The 22,645-nt window shown below is 36.5% G+C and carries 21 protein-coding genes and 1 tRNA gene; 9 read left to right on the top strand and 13 right to left on the bottom strand.

All coding sequences use genetic code 11. From position 1 onward, the window contains the following. Window positions 1-12 precede the first annotated feature (12 nt). Window positions 13-1,917 carry a CocE/NonD family hydrolase gene (locus ACFRAE_RS02505; protein WP_422795536.1) on the bottom strand — a complete coding sequence of 635 codons (1,905 nt, stop codon included), beginning with the start codon at window positions 1,915-1,917 and terminating at the stop codon, window positions 13-15. A gap of 105 nt (window positions 1,918-2,022) precedes the next feature. Between ACFRAE_RS02505 and ACFRAE_RS02500 the strand changes: the two genes are divergently transcribed. Then, a complete protein-coding gene (locus tag ACFRAE_RS02500; protein ID WP_422795535.1) occupies window positions 2,023-2,868 on the top strand; it encodes a TraB/GumN family protein in 846 nt (281 codons plus the stop codon). A 137-nt stretch (window positions 2,869-3,005) separates the two neighbouring features. Here the strand turns inward: ACFRAE_RS02500 and ACFRAE_RS02495 are convergent, their stop codons facing one another. Both ACFRAE_RS02495 and ACFRAE_RS02490 read right to left on the bottom strand, forming a co-directional pair. Next, window positions 3,006-3,860, bottom strand: coding sequence for a 3-keto-disaccharide hydrolase (locus ACFRAE_RS02495; RefSeq protein WP_422795534.1), 855 nt, complete (start codon window positions 3,858-3,860; stop codon window positions 3,006-3,008). A gap of 10 nt (window positions 3,861-3,870) precedes the next feature. Further along, on the bottom strand, window positions 3,871-4,683 hold the full coding sequence (locus tag ACFRAE_RS02490; protein WP_422795533.1) for an AraC family transcriptional regulator: 813 nt from the start codon (window positions 4,681-4,683) through the stop codon (window positions 3,871-3,873). A 343-nt stretch (window positions 4,684-5,026) separates the two neighbouring features. Between ACFRAE_RS02490 and ACFRAE_RS02485 the strand changes: the two genes are divergently transcribed. Continuing rightward, on the top strand, window positions 5,027-6,514 hold the full coding sequence (locus ACFRAE_RS02485; RefSeq protein WP_422795532.1) for a succinate CoA transferase: 1,488 nt from the start codon (window positions 5,027-5,029) through the stop codon (window positions 6,512-6,514). A 53-nt stretch (window positions 6,515-6,567) separates the two neighbouring features. Here the strand turns inward: ACFRAE_RS02485 and gldG are convergent, their stop codons facing one another. The 7 genes from gldG to ACFRAE_RS02450 form a co-directional block, all read right to left on the bottom strand. Next, a complete protein-coding gene (gene gldG, locus ACFRAE_RS02480; RefSeq protein ID WP_422795531.1) occupies window positions 6,568-8,985 on the bottom strand; it encodes a gliding motility-associated ABC transporter substrate-binding protein GldG in 2,418 nt (805 codons plus the stop codon). A gap of 254 nt (window positions 8,986-9,239) precedes the next feature. Further along, window positions 9,240-9,815, bottom strand: a complete 576-nt coding sequence (locus tag ACFRAE_RS02475) for a hypothetical protein (protein ID WP_422795530.1) — start codon at window positions 9,813-9,815, stop codon at window positions 9,240-9,242. Window positions 9,816-9,905: 90 nt separating this feature from the next. After that, window positions 9,906-10,613 carry an ATP-binding cassette domain-containing protein gene (locus tag ACFRAE_RS02470; protein WP_422795529.1) on the bottom strand — a complete coding sequence of 236 codons (708 nt, stop codon included), beginning with the start codon at window positions 10,611-10,613 and terminating at the stop codon, window positions 9,906-9,908. 3 nt (window positions 10,614-10,616) lie between these two features. Beyond that, the gene (locus tag ACFRAE_RS02465) at window positions 10,617-11,570 is read right to left on the bottom strand and encodes a glycerophosphodiester phosphodiesterase family protein (protein WP_422795528.1); all 954 of its coding nucleotides are present in this window, start codon (window positions 11,568-11,570) and stop codon (window positions 10,617-10,619) included. After that, entirely contained in the window at window positions 11,567-12,085 is a 519-nt protein-coding gene (locus ACFRAE_RS02460) for a shikimate kinase (protein WP_422795527.1), read from the bottom strand. The genes ACFRAE_RS02465 and ACFRAE_RS02460 overlap by 4 nt, the downstream gene beginning before the upstream one ends. Further along, complete coding sequence (locus ACFRAE_RS02455; protein ID WP_422795526.1) at window positions 12,085-13,293, bottom strand: BT_3928 family protein; 1,209 nt, start codon at window positions 13,291-13,293, stop codon at window positions 12,085-12,087. Before ACFRAE_RS02455 ends, ACFRAE_RS02460 begins: the two co-directional genes overlap by 1 nt. A gap of 12 nt (window positions 13,294-13,305) precedes the next feature. Further along, window positions 13,306-13,845, bottom strand: a complete 540-nt coding sequence (locus tag ACFRAE_RS02450) for a DUF1599 domain-containing protein (protein WP_422795525.1) — start codon at window positions 13,843-13,845, stop codon at window positions 13,306-13,308. A 298-nt stretch (window positions 13,846-14,143) separates the two neighbouring features. On the opposite strand from ACFRAE_RS02450, the gene ACFRAE_RS02445 reads away from it, so the two are divergent. From ACFRAE_RS02445 to cysM, 4 genes are read left to right on the top strand one after another with little or no spacing between them, the layout of a single operon-like run. Beyond that, on the top strand, window positions 14,144-14,941 hold the full coding sequence (locus ACFRAE_RS02445) for a HipA family kinase (protein ID WP_422795524.1): 798 nt from the start codon (window positions 14,144-14,146) through the stop codon (window positions 14,939-14,941). Then, on the top strand, window positions 14,919-15,302 hold the full coding sequence (locus tag ACFRAE_RS02440; protein WP_422795523.1) for a DUF3037 domain-containing protein: 384 nt from the start codon (window positions 14,919-14,921) through the stop codon (window positions 15,300-15,302). Before ACFRAE_RS02445 ends, ACFRAE_RS02440 begins: the two co-directional genes overlap by 23 nt. Window positions 15,303-15,330: 28 nt before the next feature. Then, window positions 15,331-16,140, top strand: a complete 810-nt coding sequence (locus tag ACFRAE_RS02435) for a serine O-acetyltransferase (protein ID WP_422795522.1) — start codon at window positions 15,331-15,333, stop codon at window positions 16,138-16,140. After that, the gene (gene cysM, locus ACFRAE_RS02430) at window positions 16,140-17,012 is read left to right on the top strand and encodes a cysteine synthase CysM (protein WP_422795521.1); all 873 of its coding nucleotides are present in this window, start codon (window positions 16,140-16,142) and stop codon (window positions 17,010-17,012) included. Before ACFRAE_RS02435 ends, cysM begins: the two co-directional genes overlap by 1 nt. 69 nt (window positions 17,013-17,081) lie before the next feature. Here the strand turns inward: cysM and ACFRAE_RS02425 are convergent, their stop codons facing one another. Beyond that, entirely contained in the window at window positions 17,082-17,777 is a 696-nt protein-coding gene (locus tag ACFRAE_RS02425; protein WP_422795520.1) for a hypothetical protein, read from the bottom strand. A 221-nt stretch (window positions 17,778-17,998) separates the two neighbouring features. Between ACFRAE_RS02425 and ACFRAE_RS02420 the strand changes: the two genes are divergently transcribed. After that, complete coding sequence (locus tag ACFRAE_RS02420; protein ID WP_422795519.1) at window positions 17,999-19,438, top strand: DUF3943 domain-containing protein; 1,440 nt, start codon at window positions 17,999-18,001, stop codon at window positions 19,436-19,438. 116 nt (window positions 19,439-19,554) lie between these two features. Here ACFRAE_RS02420 and tig read toward each other — a convergent pair whose 3' ends face one another. Both tig and ACFRAE_RS02410 read right to left on the bottom strand, forming a co-directional pair. Continuing rightward, window positions 19,555-20,895 (bottom strand): trigger factor, encoded by a 1,341-nt coding sequence (tig, locus tag ACFRAE_RS02415; RefSeq protein WP_422795518.1) that lies wholly within the window; start codon window positions 20,893-20,895, stop codon window positions 19,555-19,557. 69 nt (window positions 20,896-20,964) lie between these two features. Continuing rightward, window positions 20,965-21,046: transfer RNA gene (locus tag ACFRAE_RS02410), tRNA-Leu, on the bottom strand. Window positions 21,047-21,691: 645 nt separating this feature from the next. Here ACFRAE_RS02410 and ACFRAE_RS02405 point away from each other — a divergent pair. Further along, entirely contained in the window at window positions 21,692-22,312 is a 621-nt protein-coding gene (locus ACFRAE_RS02405) for a hypothetical protein (protein WP_422795517.1), read from the top strand. After that, window positions 22,309-22,611, top strand: a complete 303-nt coding sequence (locus ACFRAE_RS02400) for a winged helix-turn-helix domain-containing protein (protein ID WP_422795516.1) — start codon at window positions 22,309-22,311, stop codon at window positions 22,609-22,611. The genes ACFRAE_RS02405 and ACFRAE_RS02400 overlap by 4 nt, the downstream gene beginning before the upstream one ends. Window positions 22,612-22,645: the final 34 nt, after the last annotated feature.

Genomic DNA, 22,645 nt, shown 5'->3' with positions numbered 1-22,645 from the left:
ATGCTCTTGTCATTATAGAATAGAAAAACGCATCTTACTGGGATGCTCTTTGCTGAAATATATTCTATGTTGGTTTTTTATATAGTCACTTGCTTTTGCTTGAAAGATGTCCATAAATTGATTCGGATTGCGATCCGTCAATGGAAACCAGCTATGCTGTATCTGAACCATGATTTTGTGGCCTTTCTTAAAAGTATGAGCTACATCAGGTAAAGATACTTTAATCGGAGTAATTTCGTTTGGAATAAATGGTTCAGGTTTACTGAAGCTATTTCTAAATTTCCCTCTTAGGATATCGGCTCTCACTAGCATTTGATAATTTTGCATCACCATAGTCGAATCCACTGCTGAAGAGATGTTCGTATTATTCGGAAACACATCAATTACTTTGACTATAAAATCAGCATCTGTACCTGACATGGAAATGGATAATAAGGCCTCAATGGGGCCAGCCATAGTTATATCTTCCGTTAAACTGTCGGATTCAAATACGATCACATCAGGTCTGTTTGCTACAAACCGTTGATCCGCTATCATGTATTCCCTGGATCGACTGCTGATAATTCCATCTTGAAAAGGGATTGGTTTTGCTGGGTCAACACTATATTCTACAAAATTCGCTTTAGAAGTTTCAGGACTAATGCTTAGTTTACCTCCAGCATTCAGATACCATTCTTGGCTCTTTATTTCTTTTGCTGGCCATTGATCAAAAGTTTTCCATTCATTACTTCCCGTAAAATAAACGGAAGCTTCTGCAGATTTAAAATCGCCTTTACCTTTCAAATAATATTCGAAAAAGGGCAACTCAAATTTCTCTTGGTAAGTTTTGCTCGTTTTTTCACCAAAACGAATATCACCAAAACTACTGCCATCCGAACGAACCCATCCCCCATGAAACCAGGGTCCCATCACTAAAATGGAATTATTCGCTGGGTTTCTTTTTTCAATCTGTTTATACGTTTCAAATGTTCCATAGGTATCTTCCGCATCGTATAGCCCACCGACCACCATCACAGCAGGTTTTACCTCGTTCAGGTGATGAGTGATAGTTCTATTCATCCAAAAAGTATCTAGCGTTTGGTGTTTTGCTAAATTATCCCAAAATTTTACCGTGTGATTTAAGTATTTGCTTTTAAGGTCGGCTAATGTGGGATTCTCCATAAAGAACCTATACCAGTCTTTTGAAGTTAATTCAAAACCTTTAGGACCTTCTAAATTGGTGATTGGTTTCGGTCTTGCAGCGTCAAAAGTATACATGAACCGAAAAGCATCCGCTAAAAACAATGCCCCACCATGTCGGAAATCATCTCCGATAAACCAGTCCGTCACTGGAGCTTGCGGGGATACTGCTTTCAATGCCGGATGTGAACCTATTAAACCAGCAGTAGCGTAAAAACCGGGATATGAAATACCGTACATGCCCACTTTTCCATTATTTCCTTCGATTTGATTCAATAACCAATCAATGGTATCGTAAGTATCGGTACTTTCATCGATCTGCTGTTTATTTTCTTTTGTTTTAGTCGGTCGAATATCTTCAAAAGTACCCTCACTCATCCATTTTCCCCGTACATCTTGGTACACGAAAATGTATCCAGCTTTCATCATTTCAGGAAAATTTCCTAAACTACTTTTATAGTTATCTTCCCCATAAGGTGCTACGGTGTAGGGTGTCCTATTTAATAAAATGGGGTATTTCTTCGATTGATCTTTAGGAATATAAATAGAGGTGAATAATTTGGTGCCATCACGCATCGGGATGTACCTTTCAATTTTGCTATAATGATCTTTTACATACGCCTCATTATACTCTTGAGATTTGCCCACACTTCCAGTGAGAAGTAAGATAAATAGGCATAGAAGGAACGATTTATTCATGATATATTGTACTAAAAATGGGAATTTAAATATACTCATTATCAATAAATCTTAATCAAAATTTGAAATGATATCATAAATTTTCAAACCAGTGTAACATTTTAACTGTTTATGATACTAATATCATACACTAAATCACAAAACATGAAGAAAATTACCTTGTCAATTTTTGCCGTATTACTCTCCATTGGCGTATTTGCACAGAACCAAAGTTTATTATGGAAAGTATCTGGAAAAGGACTAACCAAAGACTCATATGTATTAGGGACTATACATATGGCTTGTAAAGAAGATTTTATTTTAAAAGAAAAAGTGAAAAATGCAGTTCAAGCTGTAGATGCATTGGCTTTTGAAGTGGATTTATCAAAACCAGAGGCGATGCAAAAAATCCAACAATACATGAAACCAGATCCTGATTTCTTTAAAGGCTATGATCCTCAGAAGAAAAAAGTAATAGATAGTATCATGACAAGTTACAATCTTCCTCCAGCAGTTTTTGATCAAATCTCTCCTGTTGGTGTAATTTCCTTATTGACCATGCGTTCTTTTGCATGTAAAGGAATGGAAGATATTAAAATGATGGAGCGTGAGATTCAGACATTAGAAACGGCCTCCGGCAAACCAGTCGTGGAATTGGAAACTCCAGAATTCCAATTTGAATTGCTTAAAGAAATTTTTACACCCGAGGATTTTTATTCGTATTTAACACATGAAGGGGCTGAGTTGGAAATTAAAAAATTGGTGAAAGCATATTTTGCAGAAAATGTAGAAGAATTAGAAAAATTACTAATTAATACAAGCTACATGACCGCAGAAAATCAAGCTAAATTGTTAGATACAAGAAATCACGCTTGGTTGGAAAAAATGCCGAATTTGATGAAAGAAAAATCTTATTTATTTTCTGTTGGCGCTGCTCATTTACTAGGTGAACATGGCGTTCTAAAGTTGCTTAAAGATAAAGGGTATAAGCTTACCCCAGTTTTAGATTAATGTTGTTGAGCTTGAAGGTTCTCTTGCTGTTTAGCGGACCTTCAGTTTCTTAATCATTCCATTGGAATGAACAAACTAATCCATAAAAAAAGGTTGCCAAACTTCTGTTTAGCAACCTTTTTTTATGGCTATAGTTTTTATTTCTTGGTTATAGCATCCACAATTTCTTTAATTTTTTCAGGACTTGATTTTACCTTACTCAAATCATAGAGTTCCACTTTGCGGAAATCTATAGGATGACTTTCACTTTGAAGGTAAATAAATCCATTGCTCAATAATTTGCCATCTTGTTTTTGATTTGGATCATGATTATCTACATTTTCGGAACCAATTTGTGGCTTATTATATTCCAATACCACTTGACCTTCTAAAATATGCTGAATTAGAGAATCTCCTAATACTAAGAAGTCAGCAGTTACCCATTGATCTCCATGGTAAGTTTTAGATGTTGAGCTTAAACAATGTGGAGTAAATAACTTGTCTTTGATCACGACATTTGTACCAGGAGTACAAAGGTTGGATGTGGTACGCGCATTGGTCCCATCACCACCCAACAACTGACCTTCAATAGATATCGGGAAATCTTGATCTTTTAACATTGTTTTTGGATCTTGACCGTGCAACATTGCACCACTATTTCTCCATGCCCAGCCTTCTCCTCCTTTGGACTGCTCTCCAACAAAACGATATTCTACGCGTAACAAATAATAACTAAAGGCTTTTTTATAAGCGATATGTCCGTACTGTTGTTTGAAATCGTCGTATCCATCATATCGTACTTTCATCAAACCATCTTCGACACGAAACGTATTGGCATAGTTGTCTCCCACTTCATGAAGCCTTATTTTAGGGGTCCAATCTTTTAAATCTTTCCCGTTAAATAATTGGATTGGTTTGGGTACGGCTACAGATTTCTTTTTTACTTGTGATTGTACACTGCAAGAGAATAGTGTTCCCAAAGCTAGTGTGGCAATAAAAATGTTGAGTTTCATGAAATGAGGTTTATAATAATAAATTTCTGTTTTTAACGTATTCGCTTGGTCTTACACCAATGACCTTATTAAAGGTATTGCTGAATGTTGGAAGACTATTATATCCAACGCGTAAAGCAACTTCATTCACACTTAATTTTTCATCCAAAAGTAATTTTAAAGATGTAAGCATTCTTAAAATAGTGAAATACTGTATGTAAGACATGCTTAATTCTTTTTGGAAAAGCCTAGCTAATGTTCTTTCAGAAATATCAAAATGCTCCGCTAAACTTTTAAAACTGATGTTTTCAGAAATATTATGTTCTAGGTAGGTGATGATTTGCTTTAATTTATCATTTTTTGGGTAGGGTAGTGCCAAGGGTAACTCGGTTTGCGATAATTCTGGCAAAATGAGTTTAAATGCTTTTGCAATGGAATACTTAGGTTCCTCCTCAGGAAAGATATTTCCATTCCATCGATTGGTGAACATGATTAATTCAATTAATAAATCATTCACCGGATAAATATTGACTTTGTCAAAAAAATCCGTGTCCGTATCGAACTTTGGAAAATACAAATTTCGCATGATCACTTCAGGACTGCTCGGATGGATACTATGCTGTACATTGGACGGTATCCAAATGTAATGGCGTGCGGGTAAAAAGTAAGATTTTTCCGCAGTTTTTAAAAATACCACGCCCCCCTCTGTGTATAAAAATTGACCTTTCTTATGGGAATGTTCTGTGATATAATTTTCACCCATCACTGCGTGGTGGCAATAAATACTGGTATCAAAAGAATCTACTTCCGTGATATAATATTTGTCAACATATTCTTTTTGCATGCAATTTGACGTGTATGTGATTTATAAATTTCTATTTTTTATTTGATAAAAGCAAAATAACTGCCAAGCATTCCAACTTAATCACTTAAAATTTTATTTATATCTGCGTTTTCATTTGTATATTTAAGTGATTTGAAGGAAGATTAGGGGATATTTTGTGCTATTTAGCAGCTTAAAAGCCCTTAATTTTTATTTTTTAAAATAGTAAAATTTACTATAAGTAATCACTTACTTTTATTGATGCAAAATAGTAAGTAACTGTCTACTATGGATAATTTATATCCTAAAAAAATTGGTAATATTGCCTCGCTCTTTGGAGATTAATAAATAAAGTACGACTATTATGATGGATAGAGTTCGTCTTGAAAGACTGAAAGAAAAAATTACTACTGTTGAAGAAGCAGTAAAATTGATTGAAGATGGTATGGTGGTAGGCTCTAGTGGATTCACTAAAGCTGGCGATAGTAAGGTGATTTTACCGGCATTAGCTGAGCGGGCAAAAACTGAAAACATTAAGATTACCTTAATGACAGGCGCTTCCTTAGGTCATGGTACCGATGGTAAATTAGCCGAGGCAGGTGCATTAAAAAAAAGAATGCCTTTCCAAGTAGATCCCATATTAAGAAAGAAAATTAATAGTGGTGAAGTCTTATTTATAGACCAACACCTGAGTGAAAGTGCAGAATTATTGCACAATAAAAATCTACCTCCTGTGGATATTGCAGTACTTGAGGTCGCTTACATTGATCGAGACGGCAGTATAGTGCCTACAACATCGGTTGGGAATTCCGTAACCTTTGCTTCATTAGCAAAAAAGGTTATTTTGGAAATCAATACTTCAGTGAATGAAAATGTTTATGGAATACATGACATCTATCAAGCTGAGGATTACCCACACAGAAATGTTATTCCTATTGTCGCTCCTTGGAATAAAATAGGGAGAAGATCTATTCCTCTAGACCCCAATAAGGTAGCCGCAATTGTTTTTACAAATCAATTGGACAGTCCTGCGGACATTGCAGCACCTGATGAAAAAACAACCAATATTGCCAAGCATATATTAGCATTCTTTGAAGAAGAAGTTCGGTTAGGACATCTTACAGATAGGTTGTTACCTATTCAAGCAGGGATTGGTAAAGTTGCTAATGCCGTGTTAACGGGTTTTATGCATAGTAATTTCTATGATTTAACTATGTTTTCCGAAGTGCTACAAGACTCAGCATTTGACTTAATCGATGCTGGAAAATTAAGCTTTGCATCTGCATCTTCTGTCACGGTATCTAAAGAATGTTACGAGCGTGTGTTTGGAGATTTACAGCGATATCGTGATAAATTTGTTTTGCGCCCTCAGAATATTTCCAATACCCCTGGCTTAATCCGTCGATTAGGGATAATTGCTATAAATACCGCTATTGAATTTGATATTTATGGTAATGTCAACTCTACCCATATCGGAGGAACAAAAATCATGAATGGAATTGGAGGTTCCGGAGATTTCGCAAGGAACGCATACCTAAGTGTTTTCGTAACTCAAGCGGCATCCAAAGAAAACAACATATCGCATATTCTACCTATGGTCTCCCATACGGATCATACAGAGCATGATGTAGACATCTTGGTTACCGATATAGGCTTAGCGGATTTACGTGGTTTAGCGCCTAGGGAGCGCGCTCAAAAGATTATTGACAACTGTGTTCACCCAGATTATAAAGAAGAATTACAATCCTATTTTGATCGTGCTTGCGAGCGTGGAGGTCATACTCCCCATTTATTGGAAGAAGCCTTTAGCTGGCATATCCGATTCAATGAGACAGGATCTATGAAAAAATAATGCATTAAATAAGAATAAGAAAGAGACCAATATGTTGATTATTGGTCTCTTTTTTATTTAATATTCTTGACAATGGCATATTTTTTACGTCGTAGAAACTGTTGTATGATGGCCAATAGCATCAAAATGACCAATGGTAAAATGACATTAATGAGTTGCCAGCTTAGTTTATCATCGGCTACCTTTCCTTTATCCAGCAGTCGCAATTTAACTTCCTTATTTCGGATGTCAATTAAAGATTCATCGTATAAAAAATAATCAACAAGATTTAACAAGAATGTTTTATTCGCAAATTGTTGATTCGTATATCGATCCCAACCCAAGGGGAAAGGAGACTGGTCAGAATGATTCACCTGGTTTAATAGCCAATCTCCATCACCGATCACCAACATCTTGGCGGGTTTAGAGATCGCAGAAAGATCTTTTCCTTCTTTGATTCCTACCGGAGTAGGCCTGTTTTTAAATACATAGGGAAAATTTCCACTTAATAATACAGCAACGGGAATCGCCCGAGATTTATAGTTTTTAGGGTCTAATGGTTCATCAATCAGTTGAAGACTTATCATCGATGGAGGATTTATTAGCTTATTAAATGGAGAACTAGTTAATAACAGCTCTTTCTTAATACGCGTATCGCCCACGGTATCCACAGGACTGATAAATTCAGTACGAATACCATCTAGATTTTTGATTATCGGTTGCTTGCTGGTTGGCATTAGAATTGGGAAAAATACCCAAGGAGCTAATTGTATTTGATTTTGTCCAGCCACAGTAGCGCTGTTTATGGGGATTTGCCCACTATTCAAATCTGCAATTAGTTGAGGATTGATTCGTGCCCCATAAGTAAATAAGATATCCTCTAAATTTAATTGATGGTCAATCAATGGTTGACTGCCTGTTTTTCTTAAATGGTCCAGACTCGCATCTATAGGATCTATAGCCCAAATGACATGCCCACCGTTTCTTACAAAATAGTCTATCTTATATTTATCATGTTCAGAGAATGGTTTCGTAGGCTTTGCAATAATCATCAATGAAAGCTGATCTAAGGAAGCAAAATCCATAGCCTCTAATTGAATTCGACCAACTTGTGCATTCGACATTAAGCTTTGCATCGCATCAAATAATGCGATATCCGAGGGCTCCCCATGTCCTTCTGTAAATCCAATAATAGCTTGTTTCTGTTGCGTTATCTTTTTTATGGCACTGATTAAACTGTACTCTAAATTTTGAATGGAATTATTTAGCACCTCTTCCGAAGAAAGTCCCATTTTCGTTTGCAATAAATTAATAGCGACTTCACGATCACCTAACCCTAAGGTTGCCCAAGGGAAAATGGCTTTTTGAGAAATGCCTGTTTTGCTCTTTACATTTAGATTTGTCGGATAAAGCCCTTGGTCAATTAATTGTTGGCTCAACTGTTCCCGATCTGAATTTGAACCTCCATACGGATCGATGAGTTGATAATCAAACTTTCCGTTGCTAAAGGATTTCATCGCTTGAATCATTTCAATCGTCGAATTGCGCAATCTTGTAAATCCATTCGGTAAGTCCCCATCTAAGAATAAGGTAATATGAATGTCTTTTTCGAGCTTGGACAATACTGCTCGACTTGTTTCGCTTAAAGTAAAGCGCTGGTCTGCTGTGAAATCAATGCTTCCCATTGCTCGAGTAATCACGGGTAAGTTGAGCACAGCGAATACTAAAAAAGTAAGCGCATAGTTTAGATAAACGGATTTTTTCTGAACATATATTCGATTTAAATAGGCAATACTAGCACTAATAAAAATGCAGGTTATAGAAAAGAAGTAGATGAAATCCTTGGCTTGGAGCACCCCTCTACTTAAACTACGGTAGTGTTCATAAAAACCGAAATCTTTGATCGTTGCCGCATATTTCCATAAGCTTGTCATAGCACTGACAGCTTCAAAACCATAATAAAACAGAAAACAAAAGAAGGCAGAGCAAAAGAATGCAATTAGACTATTTGGAGAAATGCTAGATGAAAATAAACCAATACTAACAAATGCAATCCCAAGAAATATTAAGCCAAGGTAAGAGCCAATAATCGCTCCAATATCCACATTCCCTACAGGACTAGCTAAGTAATAAATGCTAAATAGATAGGTTATAGAGGGGATTAGGGCGAGTAATAGAACCAGGCAGCTCGCAAGAAATTTGCCGAGTATTACCGCAGAAATTGATATTGGCTTACTCAGTAATAAGTGATAAGTTCCATCTCCACGTTCACCAGCAATACTACGCATGGTGATTGCTGGAATTAGAAACATAAACATATAAGGAGCGATATCAAAAAATCCATCCATATTGGCATAGCCAAATTCCAAGATGGAATGCTCCGGGAATACCCAACATAATAATCCTGTAAATACTAAAAATAGGGCTATTGCTAAATATCCTGTATACGAATTGAAATAGCTGGCAATCTCTTTTCTAAAAATGCTGAACAAAGTGCTTGTAAGTTTTGTGTCCTAAAATAACTAAACAGAATTTGATAGGCAAATATTGTGTCATTAATGTAATGCAAATACGAGCGGAATAAATCAGGAAGGAAAGGTAAAGATTTACTAGCGTAAAACCCTTATCGATTAAATGATTGCAGTCTAGGAATAAAAAAGGCTGCATGATGTTTATTTCATGCAACCTAAAGTTTGCAGTTCCCCAAAATTCAAGGAAACAATGATTCAATGTTTCCTTAAAACTATTATCTTTTCCCAGGTAAATAAATTTGGAATCCTAATCCAACGCCTAAGCCTGTCGCTTTATCTCCAGCATTGATGTTGGCTTTTGAATAATTATATCCTAAAGTTGCTTCTAAAGCAACAGTTTGAGTAATAAAATGTGCATATCCCACATTAGCGCCTACATTCAGAGATACATTATCTCCAGCTGAACTACCTCCAATACCGATGTCACCTTGGCCAAAAAATCGACCTGTAGCACTAGCTCCTCCAGGGAAATAATATCGGACAAAAGGTGAAATCCCGTAACCCCACTCATTATCTAGTCCGCTTACCGCTTTTAATCCCAAATTTGCTTGGGCACCAATAGCAATACCATCTGACACAAAATAACCAGCTCTAGGCATCAATTGAATATTAAAGGATTCGGCTTCAAAACTGTAGCCTATATTACCAATAGATCCACCTACCATCCAATTTCCTTTCTTTATAGGTTTCATCCCTACATCGGCAGAAGATTGCGGTACGGTGTTAATTTGAGCGTTACTATACAATAAAACTCCGGATACGAATACAAGTGTAAGTAATAATCTTTTCATGTGATCTTTGTTTAGTGATACAACAATAGATTCGTCGAAAAGTTTGAAATTAATACGCGAAAAGCAAATGAAATTCGTCTTCAGTGGTAATTAATGCGTGAATGCACTAAAAATATCAGCTAAAGTTTTACCTGGAAATAGTTCTTCTTGTTTCGATTTTTCAAAATGAGTCATTAATTTTCCTTCATGAATAATGATGATTTCATCGCAAATAGCCTCTACTTCTTGCATGATATGTGTAGAGAGAATAACCGTTTTTTCCTGACTTAAATCCTGGATGAGTTGTCGGATTTCTAAAATTTGGTTGGGATCCAAACCTGTTGTTGGTTCATCTAGTATCAGCACTTCAGGATCATGTAAGATAGCGATGGCTAAGCCCACACGTTGTTTATATCCTTTTGATAGTTGATGAATTTTTTTGTGTTGTTCTTTCGCTAATCCCGTTAGCGCTATGATTTCGGAAATGCGTTTCTTTTTATGGCGTATTTGCTGTATATCTGCTTCGAATGCTAAGCATTCTAGCAAGTATAAATCCTGATATAGGGGGTTGTCTTCCGGTAAATAGCCAATTATTTTTTTAACCTTCATTCGGTCTTTCTGTATATCCATGCCATGAATATTCAGTTCTCCCTCATCGGGAACTAAAATGCCTGTTGCAATCTTCATAAACGTGGATTTTCCTGCGCCATTTGGCCCTAAAAAGCCAATAATTCGACCTTTGGAGCAAGAAAAAGAAAGTTGTTGCAAGGCGGCTTGTTTACCGTAATACTTGGATAGATTTTTTACCGTAATTCCCATGGATTAAAGTATAAAAGGCGATCGAAGATTTCGTTGATCGATATAATATGTCAATGCTTTCATCGCTTCGTAAGGACGATCTGTAGATAAGATATCTGCTCCACGTGTTATAAATTCTGCATAACGCTGATAGCCTGCCCGATCTGCAGATCGGTCTAAGTTGCCAATCGTTCCCAATATCGATTTTATGCCATGTTGTCTTAAGGTGCTATAAACACTGGAATCAGCCTCTGTCGTACCTACAAATGCAACTAAGCGGTTGTCAGGAATGCCTAGGGTATTCAATCGGTTCAAATCATCTACTTTTTTTATACTTGCAGAGATCATGAGTTCAGGTGCCAACCGATTGACAACAGCGGCTTGATTTGCCGAGTAGGTGATGATTATACTATTTGATTCAGCTTTGGTTTTTTTTATCAAATCAATGACTAGGCCATAGGGTACCTGTTGTTTGACATCTAAAGTATAAATCACGATTCCTTTTCCCCACAGGAGCGCTTGCTCTAAAGTAGGAATCCGAAATCTTGTTTCTTGTCCTTCACTATCTTTTAAAAATAAGCTGCTTAATTCATCAAAGGTCTTATCCTTAATTTTTCCTTTCCCGGTACTGGTTCGTTGTAAAGTTTCATCGTGCATTAATACGAGTACAGAATCTTTACTCATACGCACATCACATTCAATGATAAGCGGCATTTTCGACGCTAGTTTGGCAAAGGTTTGAATGCAATTTTCAGGATATCCTTCCATAAATCCTCCTCGATGAGCACTGATTAAAGGATAGGATTGATCTGTATAGGTCAGGAATTGGTAAAGATCCTCGACCGATTGAATATTAAAGTTCGTTGAAACCTTCGGGAACTGATCCGTATTGTCCGTTTTATTTTCCAAAAAGCAACTTTGAAAAAATAGCAAAGAACAGAGGAGTCCAATTCGATGTATCGCTTTTTTATTTATCATAATTCATGCTGCAAGCTTACTTGTTCGATTAATTCCTCCAAACTTGTATTTATTTGATCGACATGGATATGTGCCTTTTCATAATAGGGGGATCGCTCATCTAATTTTGCACTAATGAATGCGAATAAGTCATCCCCCTGCAATCCTTTCAATGCTGGTCGTTTATTTACATCCGATTGGCTTAACCGTTGAAATAGGGACTTTGGGCTATGCTTAAGATAAAGCACAGTACCATGCGCTAAAAGCCAGTCCATATTGTCAAAATAACATGCTGTACCTCCTCCAGTAGATATGATGCCATTCGCATGTTGCAAGGAATGTAGGACTTCTTGTTCTAACTTTCTGAAATTTTCTTCTCCGTTTAATATAAAATAATCAGCAATAGTCATTTGGATCTTATCTTCTATAACATGATCTAGATCAATAAAAGGCACAGTTAATGCATTTGCGATTTTTTTCCCCCAAGTGGTTTTCCCACTCCCCATAAATCCAACAAGAAAAACTGGTTTTTCCATTATTCTTCGTTTGATAAATAATTTTCAATTAATTCTTCCTTACTTGGGAAATTAGTACTGGACCATTTTTTTACCACGGTACCATTTAATAATAATAGTACTCCTGGATTAGACCTTACCATACTCTTAAGTGGAACTTTATCGGCATAAAATGTTTCAAGGACTAAATCCATCTGATCATTCAAGTAACTGACTTCATCGGACGAAGAGGCCGTCGCTAGAATCGCGCGAATATTAAAATCAACCGCGATATCTCGAATAGTAGTATTTATTTGATCCAACTGTTTTAAATCGATTGGACTCATTTTACCTAAGTCCGTACTGACAACGATGAAATTGTAATAGGGATTTTGAATGATTTCATCCGTTTTGTTATTTCCCTCCGAATCACTTAAAATCAAATCGGGTATTTTAAGTTCAAATCCTTTTTTTACCAATGTGCTTTTTGGTTCGCCAATGATTTCCCAATCCTCATCTTCCCAAAGTTTTTCACTCATATAAACTTTGTCATTTACTTGCTTCGTTTCATTGGTTTTCTTATGCTTCATTTCGTAAATGTGTTCATACACATCCGGCTCTGCACCTTCTGGAATTTTCATCAAAGCGGGTAAATTATTTCCAACTTTATAAGGTAAAAAATCAATAAAAGGTAAATAATACAAGGTGAAAATCCCTATCCCAAAAGAAGCAATTACAATAAATAATGTCAATAAGTTACGCGTAAAGGAAGAGGAAATTAAGGGTTGAATGGAAGAACGATGAATAAAGATATAGATAATGAAAATCAATAAAACGATATCCTTAGCAAAAGATTGCCAAGGAGTAAGGGGTATTGCATCTCCAAAACAACCGCAAGAGGTCACCACCTTAAAAAACGCAGAAAAAAAGGTTAGAAAGGTGAAAAATAAAATCAATAGAAGTAATCCCCAAGCCACGGTTCTTCCCGCCACTCCGATGATTAATAATGCCCCTAAAATGATTTCCAATGCACAGAGGAATATAGCTATCCAGGCACTAAAATCGCCTAAGAAAGACAAGTGAAACACATGGAAATATTCTTCCAACTTATACCCAAAACCCATGGGGTCATTGGCTTTAATTAATCCGGAAAAAATAAATAATAGTCCCACAAATAGTCGAGCTATCCAGAGTACATAGTTCGTTTTTTTAGGGCTATTAGCGGTGGTAAAGCTTGCGTTGTAAGTCATATGGGTACAGGTTTATTTGGCCAGTCCTAATTTGATTAAAGCAAAAACAGCATAATTCAACATATCCTGATAATTCGCTTTTAACCCTTCAGAGACTAATGTAAAACCATTATTATCTTCAATTTGTTTAACTCGTTGTAATTTCATTAGTATCATATCGGTCAACGAGGATACCCGCATATCCCTCCAGGCCTCCCCATAATCATGGTTTTTAGCCAGCATCAAATCTCGGGTTTCCTGCACAAATTTTTGGTAGGATGCCTCTACTTCATGCAGCGGTAATTGCTCATCCGTTGATTCACCAAGTTCCAGTTGCATCATAGCTATAAGGCAATAGTTGACAATAGCAATGTATTCTTCGAGAATACCCTCGCCAACTTTGGATACTTTTTTAACTTCTAGAGTCCGGATACGTTGAGCTTTGATAAATAATTGATCAGTAATGGAAGTAATGCGCATAATCCGCCAAGATGTTCCATAATCCTTGGTTTTCTTTAAAAATAAATCCCTACAATGATCAATTACCAGGTTGTACTCTGTATTGGTATCCATACTATTTTAACTATTTTTTTCGTGTATGACAAATATAGGTAGAATATGCATAACCTTTAAGTCACATTTGTGTACAATTTATCAAGTCTTTACCCAATTAAATTTCTATCTTTTACATTTGCGTAAAGTGCTTAAAGTTGATAATGATCATATGCTAACGCTAGTGTTTGGGCTAGGCATAGTTTATTTTTATCCTATTTTGGCATGGATTGGATAGGATTTCTTCCTTTAAAATATAGAATGGACCTGGAAGTATGGAAAATCCAATGGAGCAATTAATAATACTTAAATTAGCATAATGGAAATAAACAATCTGGAGATACGTAAAGTCCATATTACTCGGTACATTCAGCCTTTCCGCGAAGGGGGCTCCTTGCCAGGTTTAATGGATGCAGATGATGGATTTAGCTATGTGATTAAATTTAGAGGTGCTGGTCAAGGCAAAAAGGCTTTAGTCGCAGAATTTATTGGTGGAGAACTTGCTCGCCTCTTAGGGCTACGAGTTCCTGAGATGGTTTTTGCAGATTTGGATGAAGGTTTTGGACGAACAGAACCCGATGAAGAGATTCAAGACCTACTAAAGTTTTCTGTAGGTCAGAATCTAGGTGTTAGCTTTTTGAATGGAGCGATAACATTTGATTTAAATGCCGATTTCATCAGTGAAGAAGAGGCGTCTAAAATTGTTTGGTTGGATGCGCTATTAATGAATGTAGATCGAACGGTGAAAAATACCAATATGCTCATGTGGAATAGAGAAGTTTGGTTGATAGATCACGGAGCTGCCTTATACTTTCACCACAGCTGGGACAATTGGGAAGAACATATACCTAAACCTTTTGTGCAAATTGCGAATCACGTCTTATTAAAACGGGCCAGCATGGTCGATCAAATTAATAATACCTACAAGACCTTGATGTCCGTTGAAAACTTAAGGCCTATTTTAGCGGCAATTCCTGACGATTGGTTATTGGATGAAATTAGAAATTTATCTGCTCAAGAGGTACGCCATGTTTACATTGAATTTTTAAGTAGACGGGCAACAGATTCTGAAATTTTTGTAAAACAAATTCAAGATGCAAGAAAGAACACTTTATGAGTACGCCACAGTTAGGCTAGTTCCTCGGGTGGAGCGTGAGGAATTTGTGAATATTGGGGTCTTGTTATTTTGCAAAAAACAACGTTATGCGCAATTGTTGTATCACATTGATTCCGATCGCTGTGCCTTGCTTAGTCCTGAAATTGATTTTGAAAAATTGAAAGCTCATTTGGAATCCATGCAAGATATTTGTTTAGGCAATAGGGCAGGAGGCGCATTGGCAGCACTAGACCAAACCGAACGTTTCCGATGGTTGACTGCAAAACGTAGTACCTGGTTACAATGCTCTCCAGTGCATCCAGGATTATGTTTGGATGCAGCAAGTACCCATAGCGAATTATTTCATAAATTAGTACTTTAAATCACTTAAACGCAATTGTATTTTCCTCATGAAGGATTTTTATCAACATATTTACCAAAAACAACGCGAAGTGCAAGATATGCCTAGTAATAAGCATATTGCACAATGGGCAACGGCTTTATTGCACCTGTTATTTCCAGAGCGCAATTCGAAAACTTATCATAGTGTAACGGATGTAGAGGCTGCATTCTTAGTAGCTGAAGAAGAACTTTTCCAATTATTATATAAAACGAAAGCTTGTTCCACCTGCGATATTAAACAAATTGCCAAGGAATTTTTTGAGCAATTGCCAAATATTTATCGGGTTATGCTCACGGATGCGCAGGCTATCATGGATGGTGACCCAGCGGCCAAAAGTTTAATGGAGGTTATACGAACCTATCCAGGCTTTTTAGCGATAAGTATTTTCCGATTGGCACATGAATTACATGTGTTAGGCACCCCGCTTATTCCACGTATTTTAACTGAATATGCACATTCTAAAACGGGAATAGATATTCATCCAGGCGCTAGCATCGATGAATACTTATATATTGACCACGGAACTGGAATTGTTATTGGCGAAACTTGTATTATTGGTAAGCGAGTGAAATTATATCAAGGTGTTACCTTAGGGGCCTTGAGTGTGGAGAAAAACTTAGCAAATACCCAAAGACACCCTATTATAGAACATGATGTTATCATTTATGCAGGGGCAACGATTTTAGGAGGTGAAACTCGTATAGGTCACCATTCCACCATTGGTGGAAATGTTTGGCTGACCGCTAGTGTAGAACCTTATACCACCGTCTACCATCTGCCGAATTCTAAATTTATTGACTCAAAACCTATTGTTTAATGGCTGGAATAATCGAAACTATTGGAAACACGCCTTTGGTGGAAATCACCCGATTTCATCAAAATCCAAAAGTTAAAATATATGCAAAATTAGAAGGTAATAATCCTGGTGGATCAGTTAAAGATCGAGCCGCTTTAAATATGATTAAATCAGCTTTAGAACGTGGTGAAATCGATCAACACACTAAACTAATTGAAGCCACAAGCGGGAATACAGGTATTGCTTTAGCGATGATCGCCAGCATGTATGGCTTATCATTGGAATTAGTCATGCCTTCAACCTCCACCCGAGAACGTACATTAACGATGGAGGCCTTTGGGGCAAAGGTTACCTTATTGGAAAACATGGAGATTTGTAGGGACTATGCCGAAGAAAAAGCAGCTTCCGGAGCTTATTTTATCCTGAATCAATTTGCTAATCCGGATAATTATAAGGCACATATTAAGTCCACAGGTCCAGAAATCTGGAGGGACACCCAGCAGCAAATTACCCATTTCGTAAGTGCCATGGGCACCACAGGAACTATAATGGGCTGCTCCATGTACTTAAAGGAACAAAATCCTGCGATTCAAATTGTCGGTTGTCAACCAACCGAGGAATCTTCTATCCCCGGAATTCGAAGATGGCCTATCGAATATTTACCTAAAATATTTGATGCCTCTCGTGTGGATAGAGTGATTGATATTGCGCAGACAGATGCGACGCAAAAAGCAAGAGAATTGGCTAGACAAGAGGGAATATTTGCTGGAATGAGTTCAGGAGGTGCATTTCATGCAGCTCTACAACTAGCAAACGAATTGGAAGAAGGACTTATTGTATTCATTGTTTGTGACCGTGGAGATCGATACCTAAGCTCTGATTTATTCGGATAATGTCCTTTTAAAAAGCTAAAAAAATAAGAGCCCAATATTTGGGCTCTTATTTTTTTAAGGATTGTTTTGTTATTTCTTTACGGAATCTACCGACCATATTTCATGGATTGGATCACCTTTGGAACTTAATCCACTATGATGCCAAGCACCATCTTTAATTTCTCCATCAAAAACTAATTTAGCTCCAACCCTCGAATTGTCTCTAGAGAAGAACACGATGTTTTCGGTGTATTTTTTATCCTTAAATGTATAGGTTCCACCACCTGTACCATAGAAACCCTTTTCTGCTGGATTTATAGCTATCCATTGGAAATATCCAGCGACCAATATTTTAATCGTTTTACGATCACCTCTAGTGATGGTCGACATTTTTCCTTCATTCATGCGTCCAGTGATTCTCCACAAGCCATCTAAATCTTGTTCGCCAGCTTTCAACTTTTTGAAGTTTAGATTTTTCCAAGAAAATCCATCTTTAGCTACTTTGGCATTTATACGTTGCTCTGTACCAACTGTAGCTGGTTCCTTTTCATTGTATTCGATTTTTATGATTAAGTCTTTATCGTTCCCTGCATAAGGACCACCCCAGGTGTTAAGGTATTTTTGATCTTCATACGTTATGTAAGAACTATAACCATCAACAAAAAGCCATAAATGATTAATTCCATCCGCTTTGGCAAGATATGCGCCTTCCGTTGGAAACTTTTGTTGTGCGTTTGCTATTACGACAAATAATAACAAGTATACTGTGTACATTAATCTTTTCATTTGTTTTTTGTTTGGTAGAACTTTAAATATAATAAAAACGTTTTTAAATCAAAAGTGTTTTAAAATCAATTAATTAGATCATTCGATTTGTCTAGGTATCCTTCCATATTCCTAATAAAACCGTTTGATTAGGAAATAACTAAGAATAATTAACTTTAGAAATAAAATTGATACGTTTGAAATTAGGGCAGTTTATAATAATTAATTTTTGCTTGACTTTTGTGCTGTTTTTATTGTCTTTAAAGATACTGAATGCACAGTCTTTAGGTTCATTTTCTGCTTATGAGCAGAGGCCATTAAGCCAACTTGAAATTGCAGATCTATTGCATAAAGACCTAACTTTTGGAAAAGATTCTTTAATACGAAAACCAACTCCAATACGTGAAAAGCATTTTTTTCGCGCAGGGACCGAATGGTTTCTTGCGCAAGCATTTCCCGCATCTTTTAACCGTTTTATTCGCAAAGACCCTTATTCGTATATCTCTTTTCAAAATTTTATAGATCATCAACGATTAAGTGCTTGGGATTGGGATGATAATCAATTTACCACCAATCAAATTGACCATCCATTTCATGGACAAATATATTTTAATGCTTTTCGTAGTAATGGTTATCATTTCTATCAATCGAGTTTGGCTACACTGGCTGGAAGTTATATCTGGGAGACTGCTGGAGAAACACAGCATCCTTCCATCAATGATTTAGTCAACACCAGCTTTGGTGGAATAATTCTTGGGGAAATGATGCATCGGGTTTCTCGAAATATCCTATCGAGGAGTAAGCATGGCCATAATCGAATAGGCAATGAAATAGTTGCAAGTATAGTCAATCCAATCAATGGCTTGAATAGGCTGTTGGCTGGTAAATGGGGTAAAATTACAGATGAATATGATCAGGTTGATTCCTCTATGATTAGTGCTGCAATTGATGTAGGCCTAAGGAGGTTTGATGCTAAAGAGAATGACTTTTTAAATGAAGGAAAAAATGCTTTCTACGCAAGGTTGAGATTTAATTATAGCAATGGTGAGCATAATTTCAAGAGGCCATTTGATCAATTTAATGTAAATCTGGAAATGGGAAATGGGGACAGTAGTTTTATCAATGCGGTGAATGTACATGCTTTACTTTATGGAGCTAAATTTTTTAAATCTAAAAAAGGCGATCATTATGGAACGTTAAATGCTCATTATGATTTTTACAATAACGATGCTTTCTTTTATGGCGCACAAAGTGTCAATTACAATTGGCTATCGGAGTTTCGATATAAAAAGGATAATCGATTGGACATCAGTGTTGGAGCAGGAGCGGTTTTGTTGGCGGCAGTTCCAGACCCGTATTTGCTGTATGGAGCGAGTAGAAATTACAACTATGGTTCCGGATTGTCTTATCGGTTCAAAGGAGTGCTGAGTCTGCTGAAGGCATTCAAATTAAGTGCCGATTATAATGGGGGTGTTTTTTATACGATCTCTGGTAATGATTCGTATTATATATTACATGGACTCAACCTCGAGGCCAGTTTAAGGCTATATAAACGCTGGTCCGTTAATCTTAATTCAGGTTATTTCAATCTGCAAGGACATTTCAAAGAAGATAAATATCCAGATTTTAATAGAGCGTATCCTTTTGGAAGACTATCTGTAGGGTATAATATTTATTTTTAGATAGGGGAGCTGTGGTTTGAGCCATGGGATGTTGAAGCAGGGAGAAAATTTGTAATTTCTCTAAATGAAAAAGGCCAGCATTGCTGCTAGCCTTTGACTTATTATCGTGAAATAGCTTATTTGCTATCTAATTTTTCAAATTGATCGAAATCGATTTTTTCAGTTTTGATTTTGATTGAACCTTTCAATTGATCAAAAACTTTCAATGCTTTTACCTCTTCGAACAAACGGTTGGCTTGCTCTCTATCAGCTAATAACTGCATAGCAAATTGTTGCAATTGCTCATCTGTAGGCTCATCATTCATGTTGTACATTTTGATTTGTGCATAGATACGTTCTTTCGCCAAATCAACAACTTCATCATATTTTACCTCTAAGCTATTTGCTGTTACGATGCGGTTTTCAATGATGGTCCATTTCAAGTTACTGATGAAATCAGCAAAACCTTCTTCGATTTCTTGTTCTCCTAAGTTCGGATTAGTTGCTTTTAACCATTTCTTAAGGAAAGCTTCAGGGAATTGACCATCTACTTTTTCCATTCCATAAGTATACAAGTCATTACGAAGACGTTGCGCAGAATTTTGTTTAAATAAATTTTCTACTTCTTCTTTTACTTTCGCATTGAACTGCTCTTCGGTGGTTACATCACCTTCTGGGAATAATTTATTGAAGAATTCCTGATTCAAGTCAGATTCTTCTAAGCGGTTGATGTTTTTAACCGTTAGGGTAAAAGAAGTCACGTCTAATGCTTCAACTTCTTCCTCTTTCAATCCTAAGATACGAGCTAAATCAGCCGTTTTGAATGCTTTTTTCAAGTCAATTTTAACGGAATCATCTTTCTTTAATCCTGCTAATGACTTTTTGATTTTTGCATCTTCTACAAGATCGGTACGAATAGAAGTAGTTTTCTCAATCGCTTCTTCTTCTTTTTCTTGAACAAGTGTAGCATATAATACGTCACCTTCTTCAGAAACTTCCGGATTAGTCATTTTACCATAGCTGCGACGTAAGTTTTTGATACGCTCTGCTAAAGTAGCTTCATCCGCTTGAATTTCATATTCTGTAAATTCAGTTTCCGCTGTAAAAGGAATTTCAAATTCAGGAGCTAAACCAATTTCATAACTGAAGTTAAAGGTATCTTTATAATCCCAGTTGTATTTTCCATCGGACTCATCATCAGTAGGCAATGGTTGTCCAAGCACCTCTAGTTTTTGTTCTGCAATGTATTCTGCAATTTTATCGTTGATGATTTTATTGATTTCATCAAATAAAATAGATTTTCCATACATGCGTCTGATATGGCCTGTAGGTACCATACCTGGACGGAATCCAGGCAATTTAGCTTTTTTTGCTTGGTCCTTAATTGCTTTATCAACCTGTGGATTATAGTCCGCAGGAGCTATTTCCACTTGGATATTAGCGTTGATATTGTCAATGTTCTGATGTGAAATATTCATACTCTTCTTTTAGCTTTTCGCATTTATAAAAAAAATCCTCCCGATAAGTTGTTTCGGGAGGACATCAAGTGCGGAAGAAGGGACTCGAACCCCCACGCCTCGCGGCGCCAGATCCTAAGTCTGGTGCGGCTACCAATTACGCCACTTCCGCAGTTAGGATTTTATTGAGCCACAAAGATAGAAACCAAACCTATATTTGTCAAGCATTTTCTTCTTTTTTTGTCTTTTTTATCGTAACTCTTTGTTTCCTAATCTAGTAAATTTTTAAAACGACCGTTTTCTTTAGGAATTAAGCCCTTATCTTGTTGTAATAGATGCTCATGAATCTATTTCTGCAGCCCCTAATGCCTTGATACTAATCCTGTATACTTCTTTTTGGATGGCTCAAATTTTAGGTGGAAAGAAATTTAGCTTTCAAAAGGTTATGGAGGCACTTATACTTCGATTATAACTGGATATTGAATGGATTTTGTTTGAAGCTTTTGAAGCAATATCCGTTGAATGTCCGATTGATATCCGAAGGAGATCCGTGTTAGTGCCAAGCCAGCATACTGATGATCAGTATAAATTTTCGTGAATTAGCAGCATTTAGACATGCCCGGCAGGCGGGGTTCTCATAAGTATCGCACAGCTATATAAGAAACTTGTTTACTAAATATAGCCTTTACCTATCCGCATGGTCAATCGGCTCCAACGATAGTTGATGGAGCTTTATGTGTTAGGAAAATAAAAAAAATGAAAATAGGTATTGCAGAAGTCAAATTTTCTCCTGTACTTTGAAACACAAAGTACTTTTATGAAGCAAGAAGATTTAATTCATGAAATAGGTCAGATTCGGTCCATGATGGAGCGTTCTTCCAAATTTATGTCCATCAGTGGATTATCTGGAGTATTAATAGGATGTGTAGCATTGCTTGGGGCGCTGCTTGGCTATTATATGGTTTATGGTACCAAAAGTGAGTTTGGTTATCGCGATTACTATATTCTGGATACAGGCATTATTTTCAAATTAGCATTAATTGCCATCGTGGTTTTATTAATAAGTGTCGCCATAGGGGTGCTTATGGCGAAAGCAAAAGCAAAAAAAGCGGGCCAAACGATTTGGAATACGACCAGTAAGGCTTTATTAAAAGCCATGGCCATTCCATTAATATCAGGCGGTTTGTTTTGCCTTATTTTAATGAGTCAGGGGGATTATGGATTGATAGCCTCTAGTTTATTAATTTTTTATGGCTTGGCGCTAACAGCGGCAAGTGTATTTACGTTTAAGGAAGTTCGTGTATTAGGGATTTTGGAAATTGCTTTGGGCTTATTAGCTTTGGCACTTCCTGGCTACGGAATCTGGTTTTGGGCTTTAGGTTTTGGTGTTTTACACATCATTTATGGTATGATTGTTCATGAAAAATACGAAAAGTGAGTTTAGATTTGTCGTTATATGATAAAGTTTTAGAAAATAGAGTCAGGCTACAGATCATGAGTATCTTAATGGCTAATGAATCCTATGATTTTATTTCCTTGAAAGAATTACTCGGGGTAACCGATGGAAATTTGGCTTCAAACCTAAAAAGTTTAGAGAAGGAGGGCTATATTTTAGTTAGCAAAACTTTTATTGACAGAAAACCAAATACGAGTTATAGTAAGACTCGAACAGGACAACAAGCATTTGAAAATCACTTAATTGCCTTGGAAAATTTAATTAAGAGTAATTACGAATAAATTTTTTTTACAAATCAACTTTGAAAAACAAAGT

It is taken from the genome of Sphingobacterium sp. HJSM2_6 (genome assembly GCF_049316305.1).
GTDB lineage: Bacteria > Bacteroidota > Bacteroidia > Sphingobacteriales > Sphingobacteriaceae > Sphingobacterium.
The sequence above is the reverse complement of the archived record's forward strand: the minus strand, read 5'-3'. Positions and strand labels throughout refer to the sequence as shown.

What these genes read in the sequence shown, in the direction of transcription:
- ACFRAE_RS02455 (WP_422795526.1), bottom strand. Translation starts at nt 13,293, where the DNA reads ATGACTTACAACGCAAGCTTTACCACCGCTAATAGCCCTAAAAAAACG.
- ACFRAE_RS02465 (WP_422795528.1), bottom strand. Translation starts at nt 11,570, where the DNA reads ATGATAAATAAAAAAGCGATACATCGAATTGGACTCCTCTGTTCTTTG.
- ACFRAE_RS02445 (WP_422795524.1), top strand. Translation starts at nt 14,144, where the DNA reads ATGGAAATAAACAATCTGGAGATACGTAAAGTCCATATTACTCGGTAC.
- ACFRAE_RS02460 (WP_422795527.1), bottom strand. Translation starts at nt 12,085, where the DNA reads ATGGAAAAACCAGTTTTTCTTGTTGGATTTATGGGGAGTGGGAAAACC.
- ACFRAE_RS02450 (WP_422795525.1), bottom strand. Translation starts at nt 13,845, where the DNA reads ATGGATACCAATACAGAGTACAACCTGGTAATTGATCATTGTAGGGAT.
- ACFRAE_RS02425 (WP_422795520.1), bottom strand. Translation starts at nt 17,777, where the DNA reads ATGAAAAGATTAATGTACACAGTATACTTGTTATTATTTGTCGTAATA.
- ACFRAE_RS02500 (WP_422795535.1), top strand. Translation starts at nt 2,023, where the DNA reads ATGAAGAAAATTACCTTGTCAATTTTTGCCGTATTACTCTCCATTGGC.
- ACFRAE_RS02440 (WP_422795523.1), top strand. Translation starts at nt 14,919, where the DNA reads ATGCAAGAAAGAACACTTTATGAGTACGCCACAGTTAGGCTAGTTCCT.
- tig (WP_422795518.1), bottom strand. Translation starts at nt 20,895, where the DNA reads ATGAATATTTCACATCAGAACATTGACAATATCAACGCTAATATCCAA.
- ACFRAE_RS02475 (WP_422795530.1), bottom strand. Translation starts at nt 9,815, where the DNA reads ATGAAAAGATTATTACTTACACTTGTATTCGTATCCGGAGTTTTATTG.
- ACFRAE_RS02405 (WP_422795517.1), top strand. Translation starts at nt 21,692, where the DNA reads ATGAAGCAAGAAGATTTAATTCATGAAATAGGTCAGATTCGGTCCATG.
- cysM (WP_422795521.1), top strand. Translation starts at nt 16,140, where the DNA reads ATGGCTGGAATAATCGAAACTATTGGAAACACGCCTTTGGTGGAAATC.
- ACFRAE_RS02485 (WP_422795532.1), top strand. Translation starts at nt 5,027, where the DNA reads ATGATGGATAGAGTTCGTCTTGAAAGACTGAAAGAAAAAATTACTACT.
- ACFRAE_RS02495 (WP_422795534.1), bottom strand. Translation starts at nt 3,860, where the DNA reads ATGAAACTCAACATTTTTATTGCCACACTAGCTTTGGGAACACTATTC.
- ACFRAE_RS02490 (WP_422795533.1), bottom strand. Translation starts at nt 4,683, where the DNA reads ATGCAAAAAGAATATGTTGACAAATATTATATCACGGAAGTAGATTCT.
- ACFRAE_RS02505 (WP_422795536.1), bottom strand. Translation starts at nt 1,917, where the DNA reads ATGAGTATATTTAAATTCCCATTTTTAGTACAATATATCATGAATAAA.
- ACFRAE_RS02470 (WP_422795529.1), bottom strand. Translation starts at nt 10,613, where the DNA reads ATGGGAATTACGGTAAAAAATCTATCCAAGTATTACGGTAAACAAGCC.
- ACFRAE_RS02435 (WP_422795522.1), top strand. Translation starts at nt 15,331, where the DNA reads ATGAAGGATTTTTATCAACATATTTACCAAAAACAACGCGAAGTGCAA.